Raw genomic sequence first — 20,179 nt, 5'->3', positions numbered from 1 at the left:
AGCGCCGGACGGGCTGATTCCTTGCGCCCGTCCGGCGCGGGCGGACGCCGTACCCTGTACGGGCACCACAGGCAGCGGTTCCCAGGAAGAAGGCATACGGCGGACATGGCGCAGGACACTGAGCAGAGTTACACGGGTGGAGTGCTCCCGGTCGACGACGAGGGCTTCGTCATCGACACGGAGGACGCCGAGGAGCGCGAGACGGCCTACCGCGAGCGCGGCACCTCCCGGCCGATCACGGTCGTCGGCAACCCGGTCCTGCACAAGGAGTGCAAGGACGTCACCGCCTTCGACGACGATCTCGCGAAGCTGGTCGACGACATGTTCGCCAGCCAGCGCACCGCGCAGGGCGTGGGCCTGGCCGCCAACCAGATCGGCGTGGACCTGAAGGTCTTCGTCTACGACTGCATGGACGACGAGGGCGTCCGGCACGTCGGCGTCGTGTGCAACCCCGTGCTCCAGGAGCTGCCCGCCGACCAGCGCAGCCTGGACGACTCGGGCGAGGGCTGCCTGTCCGTGCCGACGGCCTACGCGCCGCTGGCCCGCCCGGACTACGCCGTCGTGACGGGCCAGGACGAGCAGGGCAACGCCATCAAGGTGCGCGGCAACGGCTACTTCGCGCGCTGCCTGCAGCACGAGACGGACCACCTGTACGGGTATCTCTACATCGACCGTCTCTCCAAGCGGGAGCGCAAGGACGCGCTGCGGCAGATGGAAGAGGGCACACCGCGCTACCCCGTGGTGCCGAATGACTGAACTGCGCCCCGGTTGAGGCGCACGGGAAGTACGTGACAGCAGCGGCCCCTGGTCGGGAACACCCCACTGACCAGGGGCCGTTGGTGTGCCCGTGCAGAACCGGACAGGACTAGCCCACGATCGGACGCCGGTGATCCAGATTCAGTCACGTAAGGGGATGTTCTCGGCACACCGGGGTAGTGAATGGCGCAAATCTGTTCCCTGAACGGTCAGTTGTGGTGCTGAATGGAAAGCGCGGGGATACGCAACGGCGCGCGCCCGGCACGGCGGGAGGGGCGTGTGTCCTCAGGCGGTCGAGAGGGGTTTGTTCGTGCCTGCTTCCTCACACAGCACTTCGCAGTCGGACCGGACGGCACGGGAACCGACAAGGCTTCCGGCATATGCGGCGGAACGCGTACCACGGCAACGCCGCAAGCCGACTGGGCCGATGCGTCCAGTAGTTCGAACGCGGGCGGTATCGGTACCGCCCCCGCTGGCCCTTCCGGTGGTGGAGTCGGAGTTTCCTCGTCATCTCCATCCGTATTGGCCGAAGCTTCAGGAGAACTCGCGGGCATGGCTCCTGGAAAAGCGGCTCATGCCCCCCGACAAGGTTGCGGCATATGCCGACGGCCTTTGCTACACCGACCTGGTCGCTGGGTACTACATCGGTGCCCCGGACGAACTGCTCGATGCCATCGCGGACTTGAGCTCCTGGTTCTTCGGCTGGGACGACCGGCACGACCGGGACGCGGTGCACGGCAGGACGGCGCAGTGGCGGCGGCTGTGCCAGGGACTGCACACGGCGCTGGAGCACCCGCGGCAGCAACTGGCCCATCCGGACCCACTGGTCGCGGGCTTCGCGGACTGTGTCCTGAGGCTCTACTCGCACCTCGGGCCACGCTGGAACGCGCGGTTCGCCCGGCACTTCCATCCGGTGATCGACGCCTACGACCACGAGTTCGGCAACCGGCGCACCGGGACCGTCCCGGCCGTCGAGGCGTACGTGGAACTGCGACGCCTCACTTTCGCGCACTGGGTGTGGATCGATCTGCTCGAACCCACCGCGCGCTGCGAATTGCCGGACACCGTCCGTAAACACCCGGCATATCGCGCGGCTGCGCTCGCGACCCAGGATTTCTCCGCCTGGTACAACGACCTCTGCTCGCTTCCCAAGGAGCTTGCGGGCGACGAGGTGCACAACCTCGGAATATCCCTCATGCAGCACGAGGGACTGTCGCTTCAGGAGACGGTGGCGGAAGTACACCGGCGCGTGAGCGACTGCGTCAGTGATTTCCTGGCAGTGGAGCCGGAACTTTTTCTGCTGGCCGACGAAATGGCGGCCGAAGGGGCGTACGGAAAGCGCATCGGCGCCGCGCTCCAATCCTGCGTCTTCAATATGCGGAACTGGTTCAGTTCCGTGTACTGGTTCCACCACGAATCCGGCAGGTATCGCGTCGAGAGTTGGGACGACAGGGCCCTTCCCCCGTATGTGTCCGACGCCGGAGTTCCCGAATTCCCGAGCACCGACCTGGCAGAAACCGATCCCTCTGGTGGTGAAGAATGACCGTCGAATCCACGGCCTCCGCGATACCCGCGCCCACGACCACCGCACAGCTCCGCACCCCACCGGTGGTGCAGGGCGGGGCACCGGTTCTCGGCCACGCCTGGAACCTGGTGCGCGACCCGCTCGGCTTCCTCGCCGCCCTGCGTGACCATGGAGATCTCGTCCGGATCAGGCTGGGGCCGAAGACCGCGTACGCGGTGTGCGACCCCGAACTCGTCGGGCGGATGCTCAAGAGCCCGGAGTACATCGTCGGCGGCCCCCTCTGGGACACCCTGGAGGTCCTGCTCGGCAAGGGCGTGGCCACCAGCAACGGCCAGTTGCACCGCCGCCAGCGGCGCATGATGCAGCCCGCGTTCCGGCCCGAGCGCATCGCCGACTACGCGCGCGTGATGGCCGAGGAGGCGCAGGCGACGGCGGCCCGCTGGGACCACGGGAGCACGGTGGACGTGAGCGCGGAGATGTTCCGCACCGCCGTGCGCATCGTGTCCCGCTCGCTCCTGGAGGTCGACTCGATCGGCGAGAAGGCGGACCGCATCAGCGACTCGCTGCACACCGTCTTCGAAGGTCTCTACCGCCGCATGGTGCTCTCCGTCGGCCCGCTCTACCGCGTGCCGACCCCCGCCAACCGACGCTTCGAGCGCGCGCTCGCGGACCTGCACGCGCTCGTCGACGAGATCATCGCCGAACGCCGCGCCCTCGGCACCGGCCAGGAACAGGACCTCCTGGCCGAATTGCTCCGCGCGCGCGACGAAACGGGGCAGCCGCTCGCCGATCAGGAGATCCACGACCATGTGGTCTCGCTCGTGGTCGCGGGCGCGGAGAATGTCGCGTCCACGCTGGCGTGGACGTTTCATCTGCTCACCGAACACCCCGAGCAGGAAAGGCGGTTGGTTGAAGAAGTAAATTCCGTGACGTCGGGACGCCCGGTGGCCTTCGCCGATCTCATGGAGCTGCCGCACACCCGCAATGTCGTCACGGAGGCGATGCGTATACGCCCGGCCGCGTGGATTTTCACGCGCCGCTCGGTGGCCGAGACCAGTCTTGGCGACTATCGCATTCCGGCCGACGCGGACATCGTCTACAGCGTGTACGCGATGCAGCGCGATCCGCGTTCGTTCGAGCGGCATCTGGAGTTCGACCCGGACCGCTGGAATCCGGAACGCGCCGCGAGCGTACCGGAGTTCGCGATGATGCCGTTCAGCGTCGGCAACCGTAAGTGCCCCGGAGATCACTTCAGTCTGGCGGAGCTGACCCTGATCCTGGCCACCGTCCTGCCGAAGTGGCGCCTCACCCCGGTCGACGCGACCGACACGGCCACCAAGGTCGGCATCACGCTGCACCCGAAGAAGCTGGTCCTGCGCGCCGAACGCCGCTGACCCGAGGCCCGCGGCCGACTCGCCCCCCGCCGTCAGGCGGCCGAGTCGGCCTCGGGCCCGCGGAACGTACGACGGTAGGCGTTGGGCGTCGTGCCGAGCGCGCGGACGAACTGATGGCGCAGCGCCGCCGCGTTCCCGAAACCGGAGCGGCCCGCGATCGCGTCCACCGTCTCGTCGGTGGCCTCCAGCAACTCCTGGGCGTGCAGGAGCCGTTGGCGCAGCAGCCAGCGGTAGGGCGTGGTGCCCGTCTCCTGCTGGAAGCGGCGCGCGAACGTACGCGGCGACATATGGGCGCGGGCGGCGAGCTGGTCGACGGTCAGCTCCCGGTCGAGATGGCGCTCCATCCAGGCGAGCACGCCGCCGACGGTGTCGCAGCGGGTGCGGGGCAGCGGCCGCTCGATGTACTGGGCCTGGCCGCCGTCGCGGTGCGGCGGGACGATCATCCGGCGCGCGATGGCGTTGGCGACCTCCGTGCCGTTCTCCCTGCGGACGAGGTGCAGACAGGCGTCGATGCCCGCGGCGGTGCCCGCGGAGGTGATGACCGGGTCCTCGTCGACGTACAGCACGTCCGGTTCGACGATCGCGCGCGGATGGCGCCGCTTCAGCTCCTCGGCGTGCCGCCAGTGCACGGCGCACCGCCGCCCGTCGAGCAGTCCGGCGGCGGCGAGCACGAAGACGCCCGTGCAGACGCTGAGCACCCGGGTGCCGCGGTCGGCGGCGCGGCGCAGGGCGTCGAGGAGGTCGGGCGGAAACTCCCTGGTCACGTAGGAGTCGCCCGCGGGGACGGTGATGAGGTCGGCCTCTTCCAGGCGGTCGAGGCCGTGGGCGGTGGTGATCGAGTACCCGGCGTGGGTGGAGAGCTGAGGGCCCTCGGCGGAGGCGACCGCGAAGTCGTACACCGGCAGTCCCTCGTCGCTGCGGTCGAGGCCGAACACCTCGCAGACGACGCCGAGTTCGAAGGGATGCACGCCGTCGAGCACGACGGCGGCCACGTTGTTCAGCATCCTGCCAGTGTGCCGCAGGTCTGGCAGGAAATCGAGGGTGTGCGGCAGTCCTGCCACTGACGGCGAAGGACGGCCGGCGCGAGAGTGGATGTCATGAACGCACATGACGCACTCAACACGCTGGCCGTCCTCGGAGTCTTCCTGCTGATGGCGCTGCCCTCGCTCATCGGCCACGCGCACGACCGGCGGATCGACCGCCAGCTGCGCGAGGCCGAGCGGGAGCAGCGGCCCTCAGCCGCGAGCCCGGCTCAGAACTCGTCGTCGAAGGAGACCGAACCCTCCACGGCGACCTGGTACGCCGAGGGGCGCCGCTCGAAGAAGTTGGTCAGCTCCTGAACGCCCTGCAGCTCCATGAACGAGAACGGGTTCTCGGAGCCGTAGACCGGCGCGAAGCCGAGGCGCTGGAGGCGCTGGTCGGCGACGCACTGCAGGTACTCGCGCATCGACTCGGTGTTCATGCCGGGCAGGCCGTCACCGCACAGGTCGCGCGCGAACTGCAACTCGGCGTCGACCGCCTCCTTCAGCATGTCCGTGACCTGCTGCTGCAACTGGTCGTCGAACAGCTCCGGCTCCTCCTTGCGGACGGTGTCCACGACCTCGAAGGCGAAGCTCATGTGCATCGTCTCGTCGCGGAACACCCAGTTGGTGCCGGTCGCGAGGCCGTGCAGCAGACCGCGGCTGCGCAGCCAGTAGACGTATGCGAAGGCACCGTAGAAGAACAGGCCCTCGATGCACGCAGCGAAGCAGATCAGGTTCAGCACGAACCGGCGCCGGTCGGCCTGGGACTCCAGGCGGTCCAGCTTCTCCACCGAGTCCATCCACTTGAAGCAGAACTCGGCCTTCTCCCGGATGGACGGGATGTTCTCCACGGCCGCGAAGGCGGCGGCGCGGTCGTCCGGGTCGGGGAGATAGGTGTCGAGCAGCGTCAGATAGAACTGGACGTGCACGGCCTCCTCGAACAGCTGCCGGCTCAGGTAGAGCCGCGCCTCGGGGGAGTTGATGTGCTTGTACAGCGTGAGCACGAGGTTGTTCGCCACGATCGAGTCGCCGGTCGCGAAGAACGCGACCAGACGGCCGATCAGGTGCTGCTCCTCGGGCGTGAGCTTGGCCAGGTCGGCCACGTCCGAGTGGAGGTCGACCTCCTCGACGGTCCAGGTGTTCTTGATCGCGTCGCGGTAGCGCTCGTAGAAGTCCGGGTAGCGCATGGGCCGCAGGGTCAGCTCGAAGCCCGGGTCGAGCAGGTTCTTCTCACCGGTGGTGGAGACGGTGTGGGCAGCGGACTGGGACATTACTGGCAGGCCTCGCAGGACTCGGGGTTTTCCAGGGAGCAGGCGATCGCCTCGGGGTCGGTCACCTGCTGGGGGACGGGGGCAGCGGCGGCGGTCTGGCCGGACGCCGCGCGGGCGATGCGCGTCGCCGGGCGCGAGCGCAGGTAGTACGTGGTCTTCAGGCCGCGCTGCCAGGCGTAGGCGTACATCGAGGAGAGCTTGCCGATGGTCGGCGTCTCCAGGAACAGGTTCAGGGACTGCGCCTGGTCCAGGAACGGCGTGCGGTCGGCGGCCATGTCGATGAGGCCGCGCTGCGGGATCTCCCAGGCCGTGCGGTACAGGTCGCGGACGTCCTGCGGGACCCAGGTGAAGCCCTGCACCGAGCCGTTGGACTCGCGCAGCGCCTCGCGGGTCTGCGCGTCCCACACGCCGAGCCGCTTCAGCTCGGCCACCAGGTAGGAGTTGACCTGGAGGAACTCGCCGGACAGGGTCTCGCGCTTGAAGAGGTTGGAGACCTGCGGCTCGATGCACTCGTACACGCCCGCGATGGACGCGATGGTGGCGGTCGGCGCGATGGCGAGGAGCAGCGAGTTGCGCATGCCGGTCTTGCCGATGCGTTCCCGCAGTGCCGCCCAGCGCTCGGGCCAGGTCAGCTCGACGTCGTAGTGGTCGGGGTGCAGGACGCCGCGCGCGGTGCGGGTCTTCTCCCAGGCGGGGAGGGGACCGTTGCGCTCGGCCAGGTCGGCGGAGGCCTCGTACGACGCGAGCATGATGCGCTCGGCGATGCGGGTCGACAGCGCCCGCGCCTCGGGCGAGTCGAACGGCAGCTTCAGCTGGAAGAAGACGTCCTGGAGGCCCATCGCGCCCAGGCCCACGGGCCGCCACTTGGCGTTGGAGCGCCCGGCCTGCTCGGTCGGGTAGAAGTTGATGTCCACGACGCGGTCGAGGAAGGTGACGGCCGTGCGCACGGTGGCGTCGAGCCGCTCCCAGTCGATGTCGCCGCTCGCGGTGTCGACGAACGCGCCCAGGTTCACCGAACCCAGGTTGCACACGGCCGTCTCGCCGTCGTCCGTGACCTCCAGGATCTCCGTGCAGAGGTTGGAGGAGTGGACGGTGTGGCCCGGCTCGGCGGTCTGGTTGGCCGTGCGGTTGGCGGTGTCCTTGAAGGTCATCCAGCCGTTGCCGGTCTGCGCGAGGGTGCGCATCATGCGGCCGTACAGCTCACGGGCGGGGATGGTCTTCTGCGCGAGACCGGCCGCCTCCGCCTTCTTGTACGCGGCGTCGAACTGCTCGCCCCACAGGTCGACGAGCTCGGGCACGTCCGCGGGGGAGAACAGCGACCACGGCTGGTCGGCGGCGACGCGGCGCATGAACTCGTCGGGGATCCAGTGCGCGAGGTTCAGGTTGTGGGTGCGCCGGGCGTCCTCGCCGGTGTTGTCCCGCAGCTCCAGGAACTCCTCGATGTCGGAGTGCCAGGTCTCCAGGTAGACCGCGGCGGCGCCCTTGCGGCGGCCGCCCTGGTTCACGGCGGCGACGGAGGCGTCGAGCGTCTTCAGGAACGGCACGATGCCGTTGGAGTGCCCGTTGGTGCCGCGGATCAGCGAGCCGCGGGAGCGGATGCGCGAGTACGAGAGCCCGATGCCGCCCGCGTGCTTGGAGAGCCGCGCGACCTGGTGGTAGCGGTCGTAGATGGAGTCCAGCTCGTCGAGCGGCGAGTCGAGGAGGTAGCAGGACGACATCTGCGGGTGCCGGGTGCCGGAGTTGAAGAGCGTCGGCGAGGACGGCAGGTAGTCGAGACGGCTCATCAGGCGGTAGAGCGCGGCGACCTCGTCCAGGGCCCGCTCGGAGGCGTCCTCGGCGAGACCGGCGGCCACGCGCAGCATGAAGTGCTGCGGGGTCTCGACGACCTTCCGGGTGATCGGGTGGCGCAGCAGGTAGCGGCTGTGCAGCGTACGAAGGCCGAAGTAGCCGAAGCGGCGGTCGGCGCCGTCGGCGAGCGCGTCGGCCACGAGGCCGTCGAGGCGCTCCGCGTGCAGGGTGGTGAACTCGGCGGTGCGGTCCGCGATCAGGCCCTCGCGGTGGCCGACGGCGACGGACTGGGAGAACGACGTGACGCCCTGCGAGGCGGCTTCCTCGCGGATACCGATGGTCAGCAGCCGGGCCGCGAGCTGGGAGTACGCGGGGTCCTCGGAGATGAGCCCGGCGGCCGCCTCGGTCGCGAGCTCCCGCAGCTCCACCTCGTCGGCCTTGGCCGACCGGCCGCGCAGCGCGGCGGCGGCAACCCGGCCGGGGTCGGCGTCGGGGAGGTCGGCGGTGAGGTCGGTCAGGACGCGCAGCAGGGCGGTTCCTGGGCCGTCGGTGGTCTGCGCGGCCTGCTCGGCCTCGGCCTGCTTGCCGGCCTGCGCTGACGCGGGTTCGGCGGGCGCGATGGTCACGTGGTGCTCTCCCTCGCTCGGCTCTGGGCCCGCGGAGAGAGGCACGGCGCGGCTGCGCCCGCGCAGGGGCGACTCCGCGTCCACCAACCCATTCCTCGAGGCCCGGACGTCTCGGCACCCGGACCGGACGGTCCAGGCGCGCTGTCGGCAGGTCGTCGGACTCACCGGCGCATGTTGTGGGCGCGAGCGCACAAATGCGTACCAGTACACCGTTGCGGGACAGTTCCGGACTTGCACCGGATTCCCCTGCGGCGACAGCGAGGATGAGCATACATCTTGTGCTGGCTTTCGGTGCCACCCCTAGATGTTGTGTCGGAGGGTAGCGGCGTTGTCGCGGGACGAGGCGCCCTGAACCTCAACTCGGGGGCGGGGCGTGGCATTCCAAGGGGGCGCCCGGGTGCCGCCCGGGGCCCGCTCAGAGGTCGCTGAGGCCCCGCTCGGCCGTCACCGCGGCGCCGTTCAGCCGCCCACGCCCGGCGGGTCCTGGGGGGCGCCGTCGCCGTCGCGGGGGATGTCGCCGCGCTCCACCGGCGTGGCGGGGGAGGTCTTCTTCGGCAGTACGGCGTCCAGCTCGGCGGCGTCCGCGTGGTGGGCCTTCTCGGCGGCGGCGCGCAGCGTGTCGCGGTCCACGAGGCCGGGGTCGGCGGAGATCTGGATGCGCAGGCCGTGCTCGGAGCGGGCGTACGCGTGCCAGGACTCGGCGGAGCCGGAGGAGCCCGCGGAGCCCGATGACCCCGCGGAGCCGGGCGTGCGGTACCAGCCCTTCCCGTCCTTCTCGCAGCGTTCGGCCGGGGGATAGACGCTCCGGCAGGTCCTGCCGTCGACGGTGCCCCGCTCGACGTCGACCTTGATCTGCGCGCCGCCCTCCTTCGCCACGTACACCGCCTGGAAGCCGTCGTCCCCGAGGACGCCCACGGACTGCTCCGCCAGCGCGAACCCGTCGGCCTCGGTCACGTACACGTGCGCCGTCCGGGTCTGGGCGGCGCGGGCGCGGGCCTCAAGGTCGGCGCGGGAGGGCGTCGATCCGGCGCCGGAGCCCGCGTTCGCGGAGCCTGCGTTCCCGGAGGCCCTGTTCTCGGACCCGGCGGTCTCGGAGCCGCAGCCGGTGAGGGCGAGGGGCGCGAGCAGCAGCAGGGCGGCGGGGAGCAGGAGGCGAGGATGCGGCATGGGCCCATTCTTTCGTACGCCGGTTCGGGGCCGGAGGCGGCACGGCGAAGGCCGCCGCGTCCCGGACGGAACGCGGCGGCCTCCAGGGAGGGCGGAGGGGTGACGCTCCCTTGGGCGCCCCCTCGGGCGTCAGTGCCCGGCACCCACCTTCGGCAGCTCCACCGCCACGCCCTTGTCGCCGGCGTCCGCGGTGTAGTCCTCCGGGGACGTCTCGTCGACGCCGTCGGGGGCGCCCACGGCCTTCAGGACGAAGGTGAGGACGACCGTCACGACGATGTTCAGGACGAACGCGGTCAGGCCGATGTAGCCGATCTCGCCGATGCCCGGGATCTCCTTGGACGAGCCGCCGAAGTGCTTCTGCGTAGGCGAGGCGACCCCGTACGCGGCGACCGTCCCGTAGATCATGCCGACCGCCCACCCGGCGAGCAGCGCCCACCGGTGGAACCAGCGCGTGAACAGGCCGCCGACCAGCGCGGGCATGGTCTGCAGGATCCAGATGCCGCCGAGCAGCTGGAAGTTGATGGCGACGGTCTTGTCCATGGTGAGGACGAAGGCGAGCGCGCCCACCTTCACCAGGAGCGAGACCAGCTTGGAGACCTTCGTCTCCTGCGCGGGGGTCGCGTCGGGCCTGATGAAGTCCTTGTAGATGTTGCGGGTGAAGAGATTCGCGGCCGCGATGGACATGATGGCGGCCGGGACGAGCGCGCCGATGCCGATGGCCGCGAAGGCGACGCCCGTGAACCAGTCCGGGAACATGTCCTCGAACAGCTGCGGGATCGCCAACTGCCCGTTCTCGACCTTCACTCCGGCCGCGATGGCCATGAACCCGAGCAGGCCGAGCAGGCCGAGCATCAGCGAGTACAGCGGCAGGATGGTGGTGTTGCGGCGGATCACGTCGCGGCTGCGCGAGGACAGCGTCGCGGTGATCGAGTGCGGATACATGAACAGCGCGAGTGCGGAGCCGAGGGCCAGGGTCGCGTACGTCCAGGTGCCCGCCTCGCCCGGCACGAGGGAGCCGACGGGTTTGCCGGTGGCCTCGTTGGTCGCGGAGAACTTCTCGTTCGCCGCGCTGAAGATGTCGTCGAACCCGCCGAGCTTGATCGGGATGTAGATGATGGCCACCACGATCACGATGTAGATCAGGGTGTCCTTCACGAACGCGATCAGCGCGGGCGCCCGCAGCCCGGACGAGTACGTGTACGCGGCGAGCACGCCGAAGGCGATGAGCAGCGGCAGATCCTTGATGAACCAGTTGGTGTCCTCGCCGCCGCCGACGCCCATCACGTCCAGGACGGCCTGGATGCCGACCAGTTGGAGCGCGATGTAGGGCATCGTCGCGAGGATGCCGGTGACCGCCACGGCCAGCGAGAGGCCCTTGGACCCGAAGCGGCCCCGGACGAAGTCCGACGTCGTCACGTACCCGTGCTTGTGCGAGACGGACCACAGACGCGGCAGGAAGGTGAAGATCAGCGGGTAGACGAGGATGGTGTACGGCACGGCGAAGAAGCCGGCCGCGCCCGCCGCGTAGATCGCCGCGGGGACGGCCACGAAGGTGTACGCGGTGTAGAGGTCGCCGCCGAGCAGGAACCAGGTCACCCAGGTCCCGAACGACCGGCCGCCCAGGCCCCATTCGTCGAGGCTCTGCTCGTTCTCGGCCTTGCGCCAGCGGGACGCCAGGAAGCCCATGACGGTGACCGCGAGGAAGAAGAAGATGAAGACGGCGAGCGCGACGCCGTTCACGCCGTCGTTCACCGGGACGCACCTTCCCCGAGGGCCTTGCGGGCGCGCTGGTCACGCTGCCACAGCTGGTAGGCGATCATCGTGAGCGCGGTCGAGATCAGCACCCACAGCATCTGGTACCAGTAGAAGAACGGGATTCCGATGAAGGCCGGGTCGGCCTTCGCGTACGAACTCACCCAGAGCATCGCCACGAAGGGCGCGAGGAGGCAGAGGGCGATGACCACGCGGACCGGCGTGATCGCCGGCTGTCTCACTTCAGGCGCAACTGGCACTTCAGGCGCATCTGACATACCGCGGCTCCGTTCCCTCACTTATCCCGTTCTTAACGTTCGGGAAATCTAAGTCAGAGATCTCGCGGTACGGAACCCCTGTCCGTATAACGGACGGGTACCGGAAGTGCCGTCGTGCCTGCTCAGCAGCAGCGGAAGCCCTGTCGGGGGTCCGACTCCTGCTGGTCCGTCCGCATCCGCTCGAACGCGCGGCGGCTCGGCACGACGGCGGTCGGATGATCTTTGCGGACGTGCGCCACGTACCGCTCGTACGCGGACTCGTCGGTCAACTCCCTTACGTACCAACGCAGTCCGCGCAGCGCGCGCAGCAGTGGTCCGCTCATGGCGAGCCCGCCGTCGCACGCTCCTCGGCCGCCGTCAGTTCCGCCTTCTCCTCCTTCGTCGCGAAAAGACCGGCGGGCGCGACCGTCTTGGACTCCACGAACGGCGCCTCGCTCAGCTTCGACGACAGCGGATCGCGGATGTGGCGGACGCAGATGCGGAGCGCGTCGGCGATCACGATCACGATGAGGAGCGCGAGCGCGGCCGAAAGGACGCCGTCCACCGTGGAGTTGGTGACGACGGTGTGCATGTCGTCCATCGACTTGGCGGGCGGCAGGACCTTGCCGTCGTCGATGGCGTCCTGGTAGATCGAGCGCTGCTTGAAGAAGCCGACGCGCGGGTCGCTGGAGAACACCTTCTGCCAGCTCGCCGTGAGCGTCACCGTCGCGTCCCAGACCAGCGGGATCCCGGTGATCCAGGCCCACTTGAGCCGCCCGGACTTCACCAGGAGCGTGGTGCAGACGGCGAGGGCGACGGCCGCGAGGAGCTGGTTGGCGATGCCGAAGATCGGGAAGAGCTGGTTGATGCCGCCGAGCGGCTCGTGCACGCCGACCCAGAGGAAGTAGCCCCACAGGCCGGTCACGGCGGCGCTGGTGAGGACGAGGCCCGGCTTCCAGCTGATGTTCTTGAAGGGCTTGTAGACGTTGCCCAGCATGTCCTGGAGCATGAAGCGGCCCACGCGCGTGCCCGCGTCGAGCGCCGTGAGGATGAACAGCGCCTCGAACATGATCGCGAAGTGATACCAGAAGGCCCGCAGTGAGCCGCCGGTGACCTTGGAGAAGATCTCCGAGACGCCGATCGCGAGGGTGGGCGCGCCGCCGGTGCGTGAGAGCAGCGAACTCTCCTCCACGTTCTTGGCGGCCTGCGCCAAGTCCTCGGGGGAGATGGTGTATCCGAAGCCCGCGACGGCCTTCGACGCCTCCTGCACGGTGTCGCCGACCACGCCCGCGGGCGCGTTCATCGCGAAGTACAGGCCCGGGTCGATGATCGACGCGGCCACCAGGGCCATGATCGCCACCGCCGACTCCATCAGCATGGAGCCGTAGCCGATCATCCGGACCTGCGTCTCCTTCTGGATCATCTTCGGCGTCGTGCCGGAGGAGATCAGCGAGTGGAAGCCGGAGAGCGCGCCGCAGGCGATGGTGATGAACACGAACGGGAAGAGCGAGCCCGCGAAGACCGGCCCGTCGCCGCGCGAGGCGAAGTCGGTGACCGGGTCCATCTTCAGCGTCGGCAGCGCGATGACGACGCCGAGCGCGAGCAGCACGATGGTGCCGATCTTCATGAACGTCGACAGGTAGTCGCGCGGCGCGAGCAGCATCCACACCGGCAGGATCGAGGCGATGAAGCCGTACGCCACCAGCCAGATCACCAGCGTCGACGGCGCGAGCGTGAACGCCTCCGCCCACGAGGACTCCGCCACCCAGCGCCCCGCGATCAGCGCGAAGAGCAGCAGCGAGACCCCGATGAGCGAGACTTCGCTGACCCGGCCCGGCCGCAGGATCCGCAGGTAGAAGCCCATGAACAGGGCGATCGGGATCGTCATCGCGATGGAGAAGGTGCCCCACGGCGACTCGGCGAGCGCGTTCACGATCACCAGGGCGAGCACACCGAGCAGGATGATCATGATCGCGAAGGCGGCGAGCAGTGCCGCGGCCCCGCCGAACGGGCCGATCTCGTCCCGTGCCATCTGGCCGAGCGAGCGGCCGTCGCGGCGGGTGGAGAAGAACAGGACCACCATGTCCTGCACGGCCCCCGCGAAGATCACTCCCGCGATGATCCAGATCGTGCCCGGCAAATAGCCCATCTGGGCGGCGAGCACCGGCCCGACCAGCGGCCCGGCGCCCGCGATGGCCGCGAAGTGATGGCCGAGCAGCACCCGTCGGTCCGTCGGGTGGTAGTCGATGCCGTTGTCGAGGCGCTCGGCGGGCGTGGCCCGGCGTTTGTCGACCTTGAGCACCTTGTACGCGATGAACTTCGCGTAGAAGCGATACGCGATGGCGTACGAGCCGAGGGCGGCGGCCACCATCCAGGCGGCGGACACCTCCTCGTCCCGGGAGAGGGCGAGTACGGTCCAGCCCGAGGCGCCGATCAGCGCGACGACTGTCCAGAGGGCGATGCTCTTGGGGTTCGCTGTGCGCACGGGCCGTCCTCCCGTTCACGTTCTGCGGTGACGGGAGGACGGTAGGGCAGGAACGTGATCCGCGCCATGGGGCGGACGGGACCGGGTTCGAACGGGCGTGCCGAGGGGGCGGGCGGGTCTGCCCGCGCGGGTCAGTCCTGGGGGCGTTTGAGCCGGGCCACGAACTTGTACCGGTCGCCCCGGTACACCGACCGCACCCACTCCACCGGCTGGCCCTGGCCGTCCAGGGAGTGCCGCGACAGCATCAGCATGGGCAGGCCCACGTCGGTGCCGAGCAGTCCGGCCTCGCGCGGGGTGGCCAGGGAGGTCTCGATGGTCTCCTCGGCCTCCGCGAGGTGGACGTCGTACACCTCCGCGAGCGCGGTGTAGAGGGAGGTGTACTTCACGAGGGAGCGTCTGAGGGCAGGGAAGCGCTTGGCCGACAGGTGCGTGGTCTCGATGGCCATCGGCTCGCCGCTGGCCAGGCGCAGCCGCTCGATGCGCAGGACGCGGCCGCCGGTGGCGATGTCGAGGAGGCCGGCGAGGGTGTCGTCGGCGGTGATGTAGCCGATGTCGAGGAGCTGGGAGGTCGGCTCCAGGCCCTGGGCCCGCATGTCCTCGGTGTACGAGGTGAGTTGGAGTGCCTGCGAGACCTTCGGCTTGGCCACGAAGGTGCCCTTGCCCTGGATCCGCTCCAGGCGGCCCTCGACGACCAGCTCCTGCAGGGCCTGGCGCACCGTCGTGCGCGAGGTGTCGAACTCGGCGGCGAGCGTGCGCTCGGGCGGGACCGGGGTGCCGGGCGGCAGGGTCTCGGTCATGTCGAGCAAGTGCCGCTTCAGGCGGTAGTACTTGGGCACCCTGGCCGGACGTACCGACTTGCCGGGGCCCGAGCCCTCTGCTGTCGTGGAGGCGGCCGCGCTCGTGGATCCCGTTACGGACGTGCCCGCCCCGGCCTGGGTACTGCCCGCCTCTGTGCCCATGCTCCGCCTTCCCGGCTCCTGTGCTGCTGCTGTCACCGGCTCCTGCGCTGTCGCCACCGGGTCCTCCGTCTGTCGCGGCTCACATCGTGGCACGGTCCGGGGCGAGGGGCGCCCCCTGCTCGCGCGAAGGTCGCGCGGGGCCGCGGTCCCGGGGCTGTTCCGGGGGTGCGACACGGGCCCGTACCCACTCAGGTGTCGGTCCGATAACGGACGTGACTGCCCTTCTTATACACCCTTGACACCCATAAAGGTCTAGGCCAAGCTCCCCGTACTGGTCTACACCATTAAAGACCAGGTCCAGTCCCACGGGCAGTCTTTCGGTCCTCTTGGTCGCTGCGGGTGGGGGGTTGGCTGGCATCCAAAGGAGGATGACTGTGAAGCGCAAGCTCATAGCGGCTATCGGTGTCGCGGGCATGTTGGTCTCCATCGCGGCCTGTGGCGGCGACGACAAGGACGGCAAGAAGTCCGGGGCGGACGGCTTCAAGGGCGAGACGCTGACGCTCTGGGCCATGGACGGCTCGACGCCGGACCAGTGGCAGAAGGACGTCACGGCCGCCTTCGAGAAGAAGACCGGCGCGAAGCTGAAGTTCGAGGTCCAGCAGTGGAACGGCATTCAGCAGAAGCTGACGACCGCCCTCTCCGAGGAGAACCCGCCGGACGTCTTCGAGATCGGCAACACCCAGACCGCCGCGTACGCGAAGACCGGTGGCCTCGCCGACCTCGGTGACCTCAAGGAGTCCATCGGCGCCGACTGGACCGAGTCGATGAACAAGGCCTCGGTCATCGACGGCAAGCAGTACGCCGCCCCGTGGTTCGTCCTCAACCGCGTCGTCGTCTACAACAAGAAGGTCTGGGCCGACGCCGGCATCAAGGAGCTTCCGAAGACGCGCGCCCAGTTCCTCAAGGACCTCAAGCAGATCGGCGAGAAGACCGAAGCCGAGCCGATCTACCTGCCCGGCCAGAACTGGTACCACTTCGTCGGCCTGACCATCGGTGAGGGCGCCGAACTGGTCAAGAAGGACGGCGACAAGTACGTCTCCAACCTCGACGACCCCAAGGTCGCCGCGGCCATGAAGACGTACAAGCAGTTCGCGGACCTCTCCAAGGCGCCGAAGAACAAGGACGAGGCCACGCCGCAGCAGGCCGAGGTCTTCGCCAAGGGCAAGACCGGCGCCTTCATCGGCATGAGCTGGGAGGCCGCGACCGCGATCAAGGCCAACAAGAAGATCGAGAAGGACATCGGCTTCTTCACGATCCCCGGCGCCACCGCGGACAAGCCCGAGGGCGTCTTCCTCGGCGGCTCCAACCTCGCCGTCGCCGCGACCAGCAAGAAGCAGGAGCTCGCCAAGGAGTTCCTGAAGATCGCGCTGTCCGACAAGTTCGAGGGTCAGTTCGCCAAGGAAGGCGGCACGATCCCGAACAAGAAGGCGCTGGAGTCCAACCTCAAGGGCAACGCGGCCGCCGAGGCCGCCGCTCCCGCCACCGCCGGCGGCGGCACCACCCCGCTGATCCCGGAGTGGGGCGCGGTCGAGAACCCGCCGAACCCGATCAAGAACTACATGACCGCGGTGCTCAACGGTAAGTCGCCTGCCGACGCCGCCAAGCAGGTCGAGGGCGAGCTCAACAAGCGCCTGGCGCAGAAGCAGTAAGAACGCAGACCCCGCCGGGGGCGGCGGGTGAACCGACCCCGCTGCCCCCGGCGTACCCATGCGCTTTCCGCGCCCCCCCCCAGCGTCGCGACCATGCGTTCTTCGCGCTGCCCACGGCGCCCCCGCGCTGCCCCCAGCGTCCCCCGCGCTGCCCACAGCGTTTCGCGTTGCCCACGAAAGAGATGGCGAGCATGACCGTGCAGAAGACCGAACGGCCGCCCTCCGGCCCGACGGAGGTGCAGACACCGGACGGCGGGCCACGACCAGGAGGCCCGCGCAGGTCCCGGGAACGTCTCGCCGGCCTGACGCCCTATCTGCTCCTTGCCCCCGCGATCATCGCCACCCTGCTGCTGCTCGGCTGGCCGCTGGTCAACAACGGGATCCTGTCGTTCCAGAACCTCAACATGCGGCAGTTCATTCTGCACTTGACCGAGTGGAACGGAATCGACAACTACAAGGAGGTCCTCACCAGCGAGGACTTCTGGCGGGTCACCGGCCGCTCGGTCGTCTTCACCGCCGTCAACGTCGTGCTGATCATGATGCTCGGCACGCTGGTGGGACTGCTCCTGGCCCGCCTCGGCCGGAGGATGCGCACGTTCCTCCTGGTCGGCCTCGTACTCGCCTGGGCGATGCCCGTCGTCGCGGCGAGCACGGTCTACCAGTGGCTGTTCGCGCAGCGCTTCGGCGTCGTCAACTGGGTGCTCGCCAAGATCGGCTTCGATTCGATGGCCGACCACGACTGGCTGGCCACGCAGTACTCCACCTTCTTCGTGGTCCTGCTGCTCATCGTCTGGATGTCCATCCCCTTCGTGGCGATCAACCTGTACGCCGCCACGACCACCATTCCCAAGGAGCTGTACGAGGCCGCGTCACTCGACGGCGCCGGGGCCTGGAAGCAGTTCACCCAGGTGACGCTGCCCTACCTGCGGCCCTTCCTCTACGCCACGACGTTCCTGGAGATCATCTGGGTCTTCAAGGCGTTCGTACAGGTCTTCACGATCAACGAGGGCGGCCCCGACCGGCTCACCGAGATCCTGCCCGTCTACGCCTACATCGAGGGCATGGGCAACCAGCACTTCGGCATGGGTGCCGCGATCGCGCTGCTCACCATCGTCATCCTGCTGGCCATCACCTCGTTCTACCTGCGGATCGTGCTCAAGCAAGAGGAGGACGAGCTGTGAAGCGCTCGCTGATGGGCCGTCTGTGGCCCAACCTGGTCGCCGTCGTCATCTTCGTCTTCTGCGTCTTCCCCGTGTACTGGATGTTCGCGACGGCCTTCAAGCCGACCGGCGACATCATCGCCGAGGACCCGGTCTGGTTCCCGACCGACGCCACGCTCGAACACTTCAAGACGGCGATGGACGTCGACCACTTCTGGACCATGGTCGGCAACTCCCTCACCGTGACGATCCTCGCGGTCGTCTTCTCCCTCATCATCGGCGTGACCTCGGCGTTCGCCCTCGCCCGGATGCGCTTCAAGGGCCGCCGCGGCTTCATCATCGGCTTCATGCTGGCGCAGATGGCGCCGTGGGAAGTCATGGTCATCGCGATCTACATCATCGTGCGCGACGCGGACATGCTGAACAGCCTGATCCCGCTGACCCTCTTCTACATGGTGATGATCCTGCCCTTCACCCTTCTCACGCTCCGCGGCTTCGTCGCCGCCGTGCCCAGGGAGCTGGAGGAGTCCGCCATGGTCGACGGCTGCACTCGGATGCAGGCCTTCCGCCGGGTGATCCTGCCGCTGCTGGCGCCGGGCCTGATGTCGACCTCGCTCTTCGGCTTCATCACCGCCTGGAACGAGTTCCCGCTGGCCCTCGTGCTCAACAAGGAAGCGGACGCCAAGACCCTGCCGATCTGGCTCTCCAGCTTCCAGACCGCCTTCGGCGACGACTGGGGCGCCACCATGGCCGCGGCCTCGCTGTTCGCCATCCCGATCCTGATCCTCTTCGTCTTCCTCCAGCGCAGGGCCGTGGCCGGCCTGACCGACGGCGCCGTGAAGGGCTAACGCACCATGACCTCCTCCTACACCGCGTCTGCGGGCACACAGGACTCCCTCACGCGCGACGCCCTGACCGTGCTCCAGCCCGGCTTCGGCGGCACCACCGCCCCCGACTGGCTGCTGCGGCGCATCGGCGAGGGCCTCGCCTCCGTGGGCCTGTTCGGCCGCAACATCCAGACCCCCGAGCAGGTCGCCGCGCTCACCGCCCAACTGCGGGCCGAGCGCGAGGACATCGTCGTCGCCATCGACGAGGAGAGCGGCGACGTCACCCGCCTAGAGGTGCGCACCGGCTCGTCCTTCCCCGGCAACCACGCGCTCGGCGCCGTCGACGACGTCTCGCTCACCCGGGGCGTCGCCGCGGAGCTCGGCCGCCGCCTCGCCGAGTGCGGCGTCACCTTCAACTGGGCGCCGTCCGCCGACGTCAACTCCGACCCCGGCAACCCGGTCATCGGCGTACGCTCCTTCGGCTCCGACCCGGCCCTCGTGGCCCGGCACACCGGCGCCTACATCGAGGGCATGCAGTCCTCCGGCGTCGCCGCCTGCGCCAAGCACTTCCCGGGCCACGGCGACACCGCGGTCGACTCGCACCACGCGGTGCCGCACATCGACGTCGACGCGGACATCCTGAACGCCCGCGAACTCGTCCCCTTCCGCGCGGCCATCGCCGCCGGTACGCGCGCGGTGATGAGCGCCCACATCAGCGTCCCCGCCCTCGACCCGGACCTTCCGGGCACGCTGTCCCGGCGCATCCTCACCGACCTGCTCCGCGGCGAACTCGGCTTCGACGGCCTGATCGTCACCGACGGCATCGAGATGCGGGCCATCTCCGGTACCTACGGCATCGAGCGCGGCACCGTCCTCGCCGTCGCCGCGGGCTGCGACGCGATCTGCGTCGGCGGCGGCCTGCACGACGAGCTGACGGTCCTTCGGCTGCGGGACGCCCTGGTGGCCGCCGTCCGCGCGGGCGAACTCCCCGAGGAGCGGCTCGCCGACGCCGCCGCCCGGGTGCGCGCCCTCGCCGACTGGGCCTCGGCCTCGCGCGCCGCCGGCGCCGGGGGAGCGGCCGACCCGGAGATCGGCCTGCGCGCGGCCCGCCGCGCCCTGACGGTCACCCACACCGAGTCCTCCGCGGGCGCGCTCACCGAGGCGCCCTACGTCGCCGCCTTCACCCCGCTGGCCAACATCGCCGTCGGCGACGAGACCCCGTGGGGCGTCGCCGCCGAGCTGGCCCGCCGTCTGCCCGGCACGGAGACCGGCTCCTTCAGCGGCGACGACGCGGGCGCGAAGGCCCTCGCGGCGGCGGGCTCCCGACGCGTGGTCGCCGTCGTCCGCGACGCCCACCGCCACCCGTGGATGGCCGCCGCCGTCGACCACCTCCTCACCGCCCGCCCCGACACCATCGTCGTCGAAATGGGCGTCCCCCAGTCCAAGCCCACCGGCTCCCTGCACATCGCCACGTACGGCGCCGCGCGGGTCTGCGGGGAGGCCGCGGCGGAGGTGCTGACCGGGGGGTGACCCCCGGGGGT

General features: G+C 69.3%; 17 protein-coding genes and 1 riboswitch. Of the genes, 8 read left to right on the top strand and 9 right to left on the bottom strand.

What is annotated here, in order from left to right; genetic code table 11:
- Positions 1–105: 105 nt before the first annotated feature.
- The 3 genes from def to ACZ6BG_RS09880 all read left to right on the top strand — a co-directional run bounded on the left by def (position 106) and on the right by ACZ6BG_RS09880 (position 3,675).
- Positions 106–756, top strand: a complete 651-nt coding sequence (def, locus tag ACZ6BG_RS09890; RefSeq protein WP_468999257.1) for a peptide deformylase — start codon at positions 106–108, stop codon at positions 754–756.
- A gap of 427 nt (positions 757–1,183) precedes the next feature.
- A complete protein-coding gene (locus ACZ6BG_RS09885) occupies positions 1,184–2,299 on the top strand; it encodes a terpene synthase family protein (protein ID WP_468999254.1) in 1,116 nt (371 codons plus the stop codon).
- Positions 2,296–3,675 carry a bifunctional albaflavenone monooxygenase/terpene synthase gene (locus ACZ6BG_RS09880; protein WP_468999252.1) on the top strand — a complete coding sequence of 460 codons (1,380 nt, stop codon included), beginning with the start codon at positions 2,296–2,298 and terminating at the stop codon, positions 3,673–3,675. The genes ACZ6BG_RS09885 and ACZ6BG_RS09880 overlap by 4 nt, the downstream gene beginning before the upstream one ends.
- A gap of 32 nt (positions 3,676–3,707) precedes the next feature.
- On the opposite strand, the gene ACZ6BG_RS09875 is transcribed toward ACZ6BG_RS09880, so the two are convergent.
- On the bottom strand, positions 3,708–4,679 hold the full coding sequence (locus ACZ6BG_RS09875) for a GlxA family transcriptional regulator (RefSeq protein ID WP_468999250.1): 972 nt from the start codon (positions 4,677–4,679) through the stop codon (positions 3,708–3,710).
- A 93-nt stretch (positions 4,680–4,772) separates the two neighbouring features.
- Between ACZ6BG_RS09875 and ACZ6BG_RS09870 the strand changes: the two genes are divergently transcribed.
- On the top strand, positions 4,773–5,015 hold the full coding sequence (locus ACZ6BG_RS09870) for a hypothetical protein (protein ID WP_468999248.1): 243 nt from the start codon (positions 4,773–4,775) through the stop codon (positions 5,013–5,015).
- Here ACZ6BG_RS09870 and ACZ6BG_RS09865 read toward each other — a convergent pair.
- From ACZ6BG_RS09865 to ACZ6BG_RS09830, 8 genes are all read right to left on the bottom strand, one after another.
- A complete protein-coding gene (locus ACZ6BG_RS09865) occupies positions 4,928–5,968 on the bottom strand; it encodes a ribonucleotide-diphosphate reductase subunit beta (RefSeq protein WP_468451616.1) in 1,041 nt (346 codons plus the stop codon). The genes ACZ6BG_RS09870 and ACZ6BG_RS09865 overlap by 88 nt on opposite strands.
- Positions 5,968–8,382: a ribonucleoside-diphosphate reductase subunit alpha gene (locus ACZ6BG_RS09860; protein ID WP_468999246.1), complete on the bottom strand. Its 2,415-nt coding sequence runs from the start codon at positions 8,380–8,382 to the stop codon at positions 5,968–5,970. The genes ACZ6BG_RS09865 and ACZ6BG_RS09860 overlap by 1 nt, the downstream gene beginning before the upstream one ends.
- Positions 8,383–8,511: 129 nt before the next feature.
- Positions 8,512–8,653, bottom strand: a riboswitch (cobalamin riboswitch).
- A gap of 188 nt (positions 8,654–8,841) precedes the next feature.
- Positions 8,842–9,549 (bottom strand): hypothetical protein, encoded by a 708-nt coding sequence (locus tag ACZ6BG_RS09855; RefSeq protein WP_468999244.1) that lies wholly within the window; start codon positions 9,547–9,549, stop codon positions 8,842–8,844.
- 129 nt (positions 9,550–9,678) lie between these two features.
- Positions 9,679–11,301 carry a monocarboxylate uptake permease MctP gene (gene mctP, locus ACZ6BG_RS09850; RefSeq protein WP_468999242.1) on the bottom strand — a complete coding sequence of 541 codons (1,623 nt, stop codon included), beginning with the start codon at positions 11,299–11,301 and terminating at the stop codon, positions 9,679–9,681.
- The gene (locus ACZ6BG_RS09845) at positions 11,298–11,579 is read right to left on the bottom strand and encodes a DUF3311 domain-containing protein (protein WP_468999240.1); all 282 of its coding nucleotides are present in this window, start codon (positions 11,577–11,579) and stop codon (positions 11,298–11,300) included. The genes mctP and ACZ6BG_RS09845 overlap by 4 nt, the downstream gene beginning before the upstream one ends.
- 122 nt (positions 11,580–11,701) lie before the next feature.
- The gene (locus ACZ6BG_RS09840; protein WP_468999238.1) at positions 11,702–11,902 is read right to left on the bottom strand and encodes a YbdD/YjiX family protein; all 201 of its coding nucleotides are present in this window, start codon (positions 11,900–11,902) and stop codon (positions 11,702–11,704) included.
- Positions 11,899–14,043 carry a carbon starvation CstA family protein gene (locus ACZ6BG_RS09835; protein WP_468999236.1) on the bottom strand — a complete coding sequence of 715 codons (2,145 nt, stop codon included), beginning with the start codon at positions 14,041–14,043 and terminating at the stop codon, positions 11,899–11,901. The genes ACZ6BG_RS09840 and ACZ6BG_RS09835 overlap by 4 nt, the downstream gene beginning before the upstream one ends.
- Before the next feature lie 131 nt (positions 14,044–14,174).
- A complete protein-coding gene (locus ACZ6BG_RS09830; RefSeq protein WP_468999234.1) occupies positions 14,175–15,002 on the bottom strand; it encodes a GntR family transcriptional regulator in 828 nt (275 codons plus the stop codon).
- A 374-nt stretch (positions 15,003–15,376) separates the two neighbouring features.
- Between ACZ6BG_RS09830 and ACZ6BG_RS09825 the strand changes: the two genes are divergently transcribed.
- From ACZ6BG_RS09825 to ACZ6BG_RS09810, 4 genes are all read left to right on the top strand, one after another.
- Positions 15,377–16,651, top strand: coding sequence for an extracellular solute-binding protein (locus tag ACZ6BG_RS09825; protein ID WP_468999231.1), 1,275 nt, complete (start codon positions 15,377–15,379; stop codon positions 16,649–16,651).
- A 191-nt stretch (positions 16,652–16,842) separates the two neighbouring features.
- Positions 16,843–17,832 carry a carbohydrate ABC transporter permease gene (locus tag ACZ6BG_RS09820; RefSeq protein WP_468999229.1) on the top strand — a complete coding sequence of 330 codons (990 nt, stop codon included), beginning with the start codon at positions 16,843–16,845 and terminating at the stop codon, positions 17,830–17,832.
- Positions 17,829–18,659, top strand: coding sequence for a carbohydrate ABC transporter permease (locus ACZ6BG_RS09815; protein WP_468999227.1), 831 nt, complete (start codon positions 17,829–17,831; stop codon positions 18,657–18,659). The genes ACZ6BG_RS09820 and ACZ6BG_RS09815 overlap by 4 nt, the downstream gene beginning before the upstream one ends.
- Positions 18,660–18,665: 6 nt before the next feature.
- Positions 18,666–20,168 (top strand): glycoside hydrolase family 3 protein, encoded by a 1,503-nt coding sequence (locus ACZ6BG_RS09810; protein ID WP_468999225.1) that lies wholly within the window; start codon positions 18,666–18,668, stop codon positions 20,166–20,168.
- The last annotated feature ends 11 nt before the right edge of the window (positions 20,169–20,179 follow it).

It is taken from the genome of Streptomyces sp. NPDC041205, assembly GCF_055591765.1.
The sequence above is the reverse complement of the archived record's forward strand: the minus strand, read 5'-3'. Positions and strand labels throughout refer to the sequence as shown.

What these genes read in the sequence shown, in the direction of transcription:
- def (WP_468999257.1), top strand. Translation starts at nt 106, where the DNA reads ATGGCGCAGGACACTGAGCAGAGTTACACGGGTGGAGTGCTCCCGGTC.
- ACZ6BG_RS09885 (WP_468999254.1), top strand. Translation starts at nt 1,184, where the DNA reads ATGCGTCCAGTAGTTCGAACGCGGGCGGTATCGGTACCGCCCCCGCTG.
- ACZ6BG_RS09880 (WP_468999252.1), top strand. Translation starts at nt 2,296, where the DNA reads ATGACCGTCGAATCCACGGCCTCCGCGATACCCGCGCCCACGACCACC.
- ACZ6BG_RS09875 (WP_468999250.1), bottom strand. Translation starts at nt 4,679, where the DNA reads ATGCTGAACAACGTGGCCGCCGTCGTGCTCGACGGCGTGCATCCCTTC.
- ACZ6BG_RS09870 (WP_468999248.1), top strand. Translation starts at nt 4,773, where the DNA reads ATGAACGCACATGACGCACTCAACACGCTGGCCGTCCTCGGAGTCTTC.
- ACZ6BG_RS09865 (WP_468451616.1), bottom strand. Translation starts at nt 5,968, where the DNA reads ATGTCCCAGTCCGCTGCCCACACCGTCTCCACCACCGGTGAGAAGAAC.
- ACZ6BG_RS09855 (WP_468999244.1), bottom strand. Translation starts at nt 9,549, where the DNA reads ATGCCGCATCCTCGCCTCCTGCTCCCCGCCGCCCTGCTGCTGCTCGCG.
- ACZ6BG_RS09845 (WP_468999240.1), bottom strand. Translation starts at nt 11,579, where the DNA reads ATGTCAGATGCGCCTGAAGTGCCAGTTGCGCCTGAAGTGAGACAGCCG.
- ACZ6BG_RS09840 (WP_468999238.1), bottom strand. Translation starts at nt 11,902, where the DNA reads ATGAGCGGACCACTGCTGCGCGCGCTGCGCGGACTGCGTTGGTACGTA.
- ACZ6BG_RS09830 (WP_468999234.1), bottom strand. Translation starts at nt 15,002, where the DNA reads ATGGGCACAGAGGCGGGCAGTACCCAGGCCGGGGCGGGCACGTCCGTA.
- ACZ6BG_RS09820 (WP_468999229.1), top strand. Translation starts at nt 16,843, where the DNA reads ATGACCGTGCAGAAGACCGAACGGCCGCCCTCCGGCCCGACGGAGGTG.
- ACZ6BG_RS09810 (WP_468999225.1), top strand. Translation starts at nt 18,666, where the DNA reads ATGACCTCCTCCTACACCGCGTCTGCGGGCACACAGGACTCCCTCACG.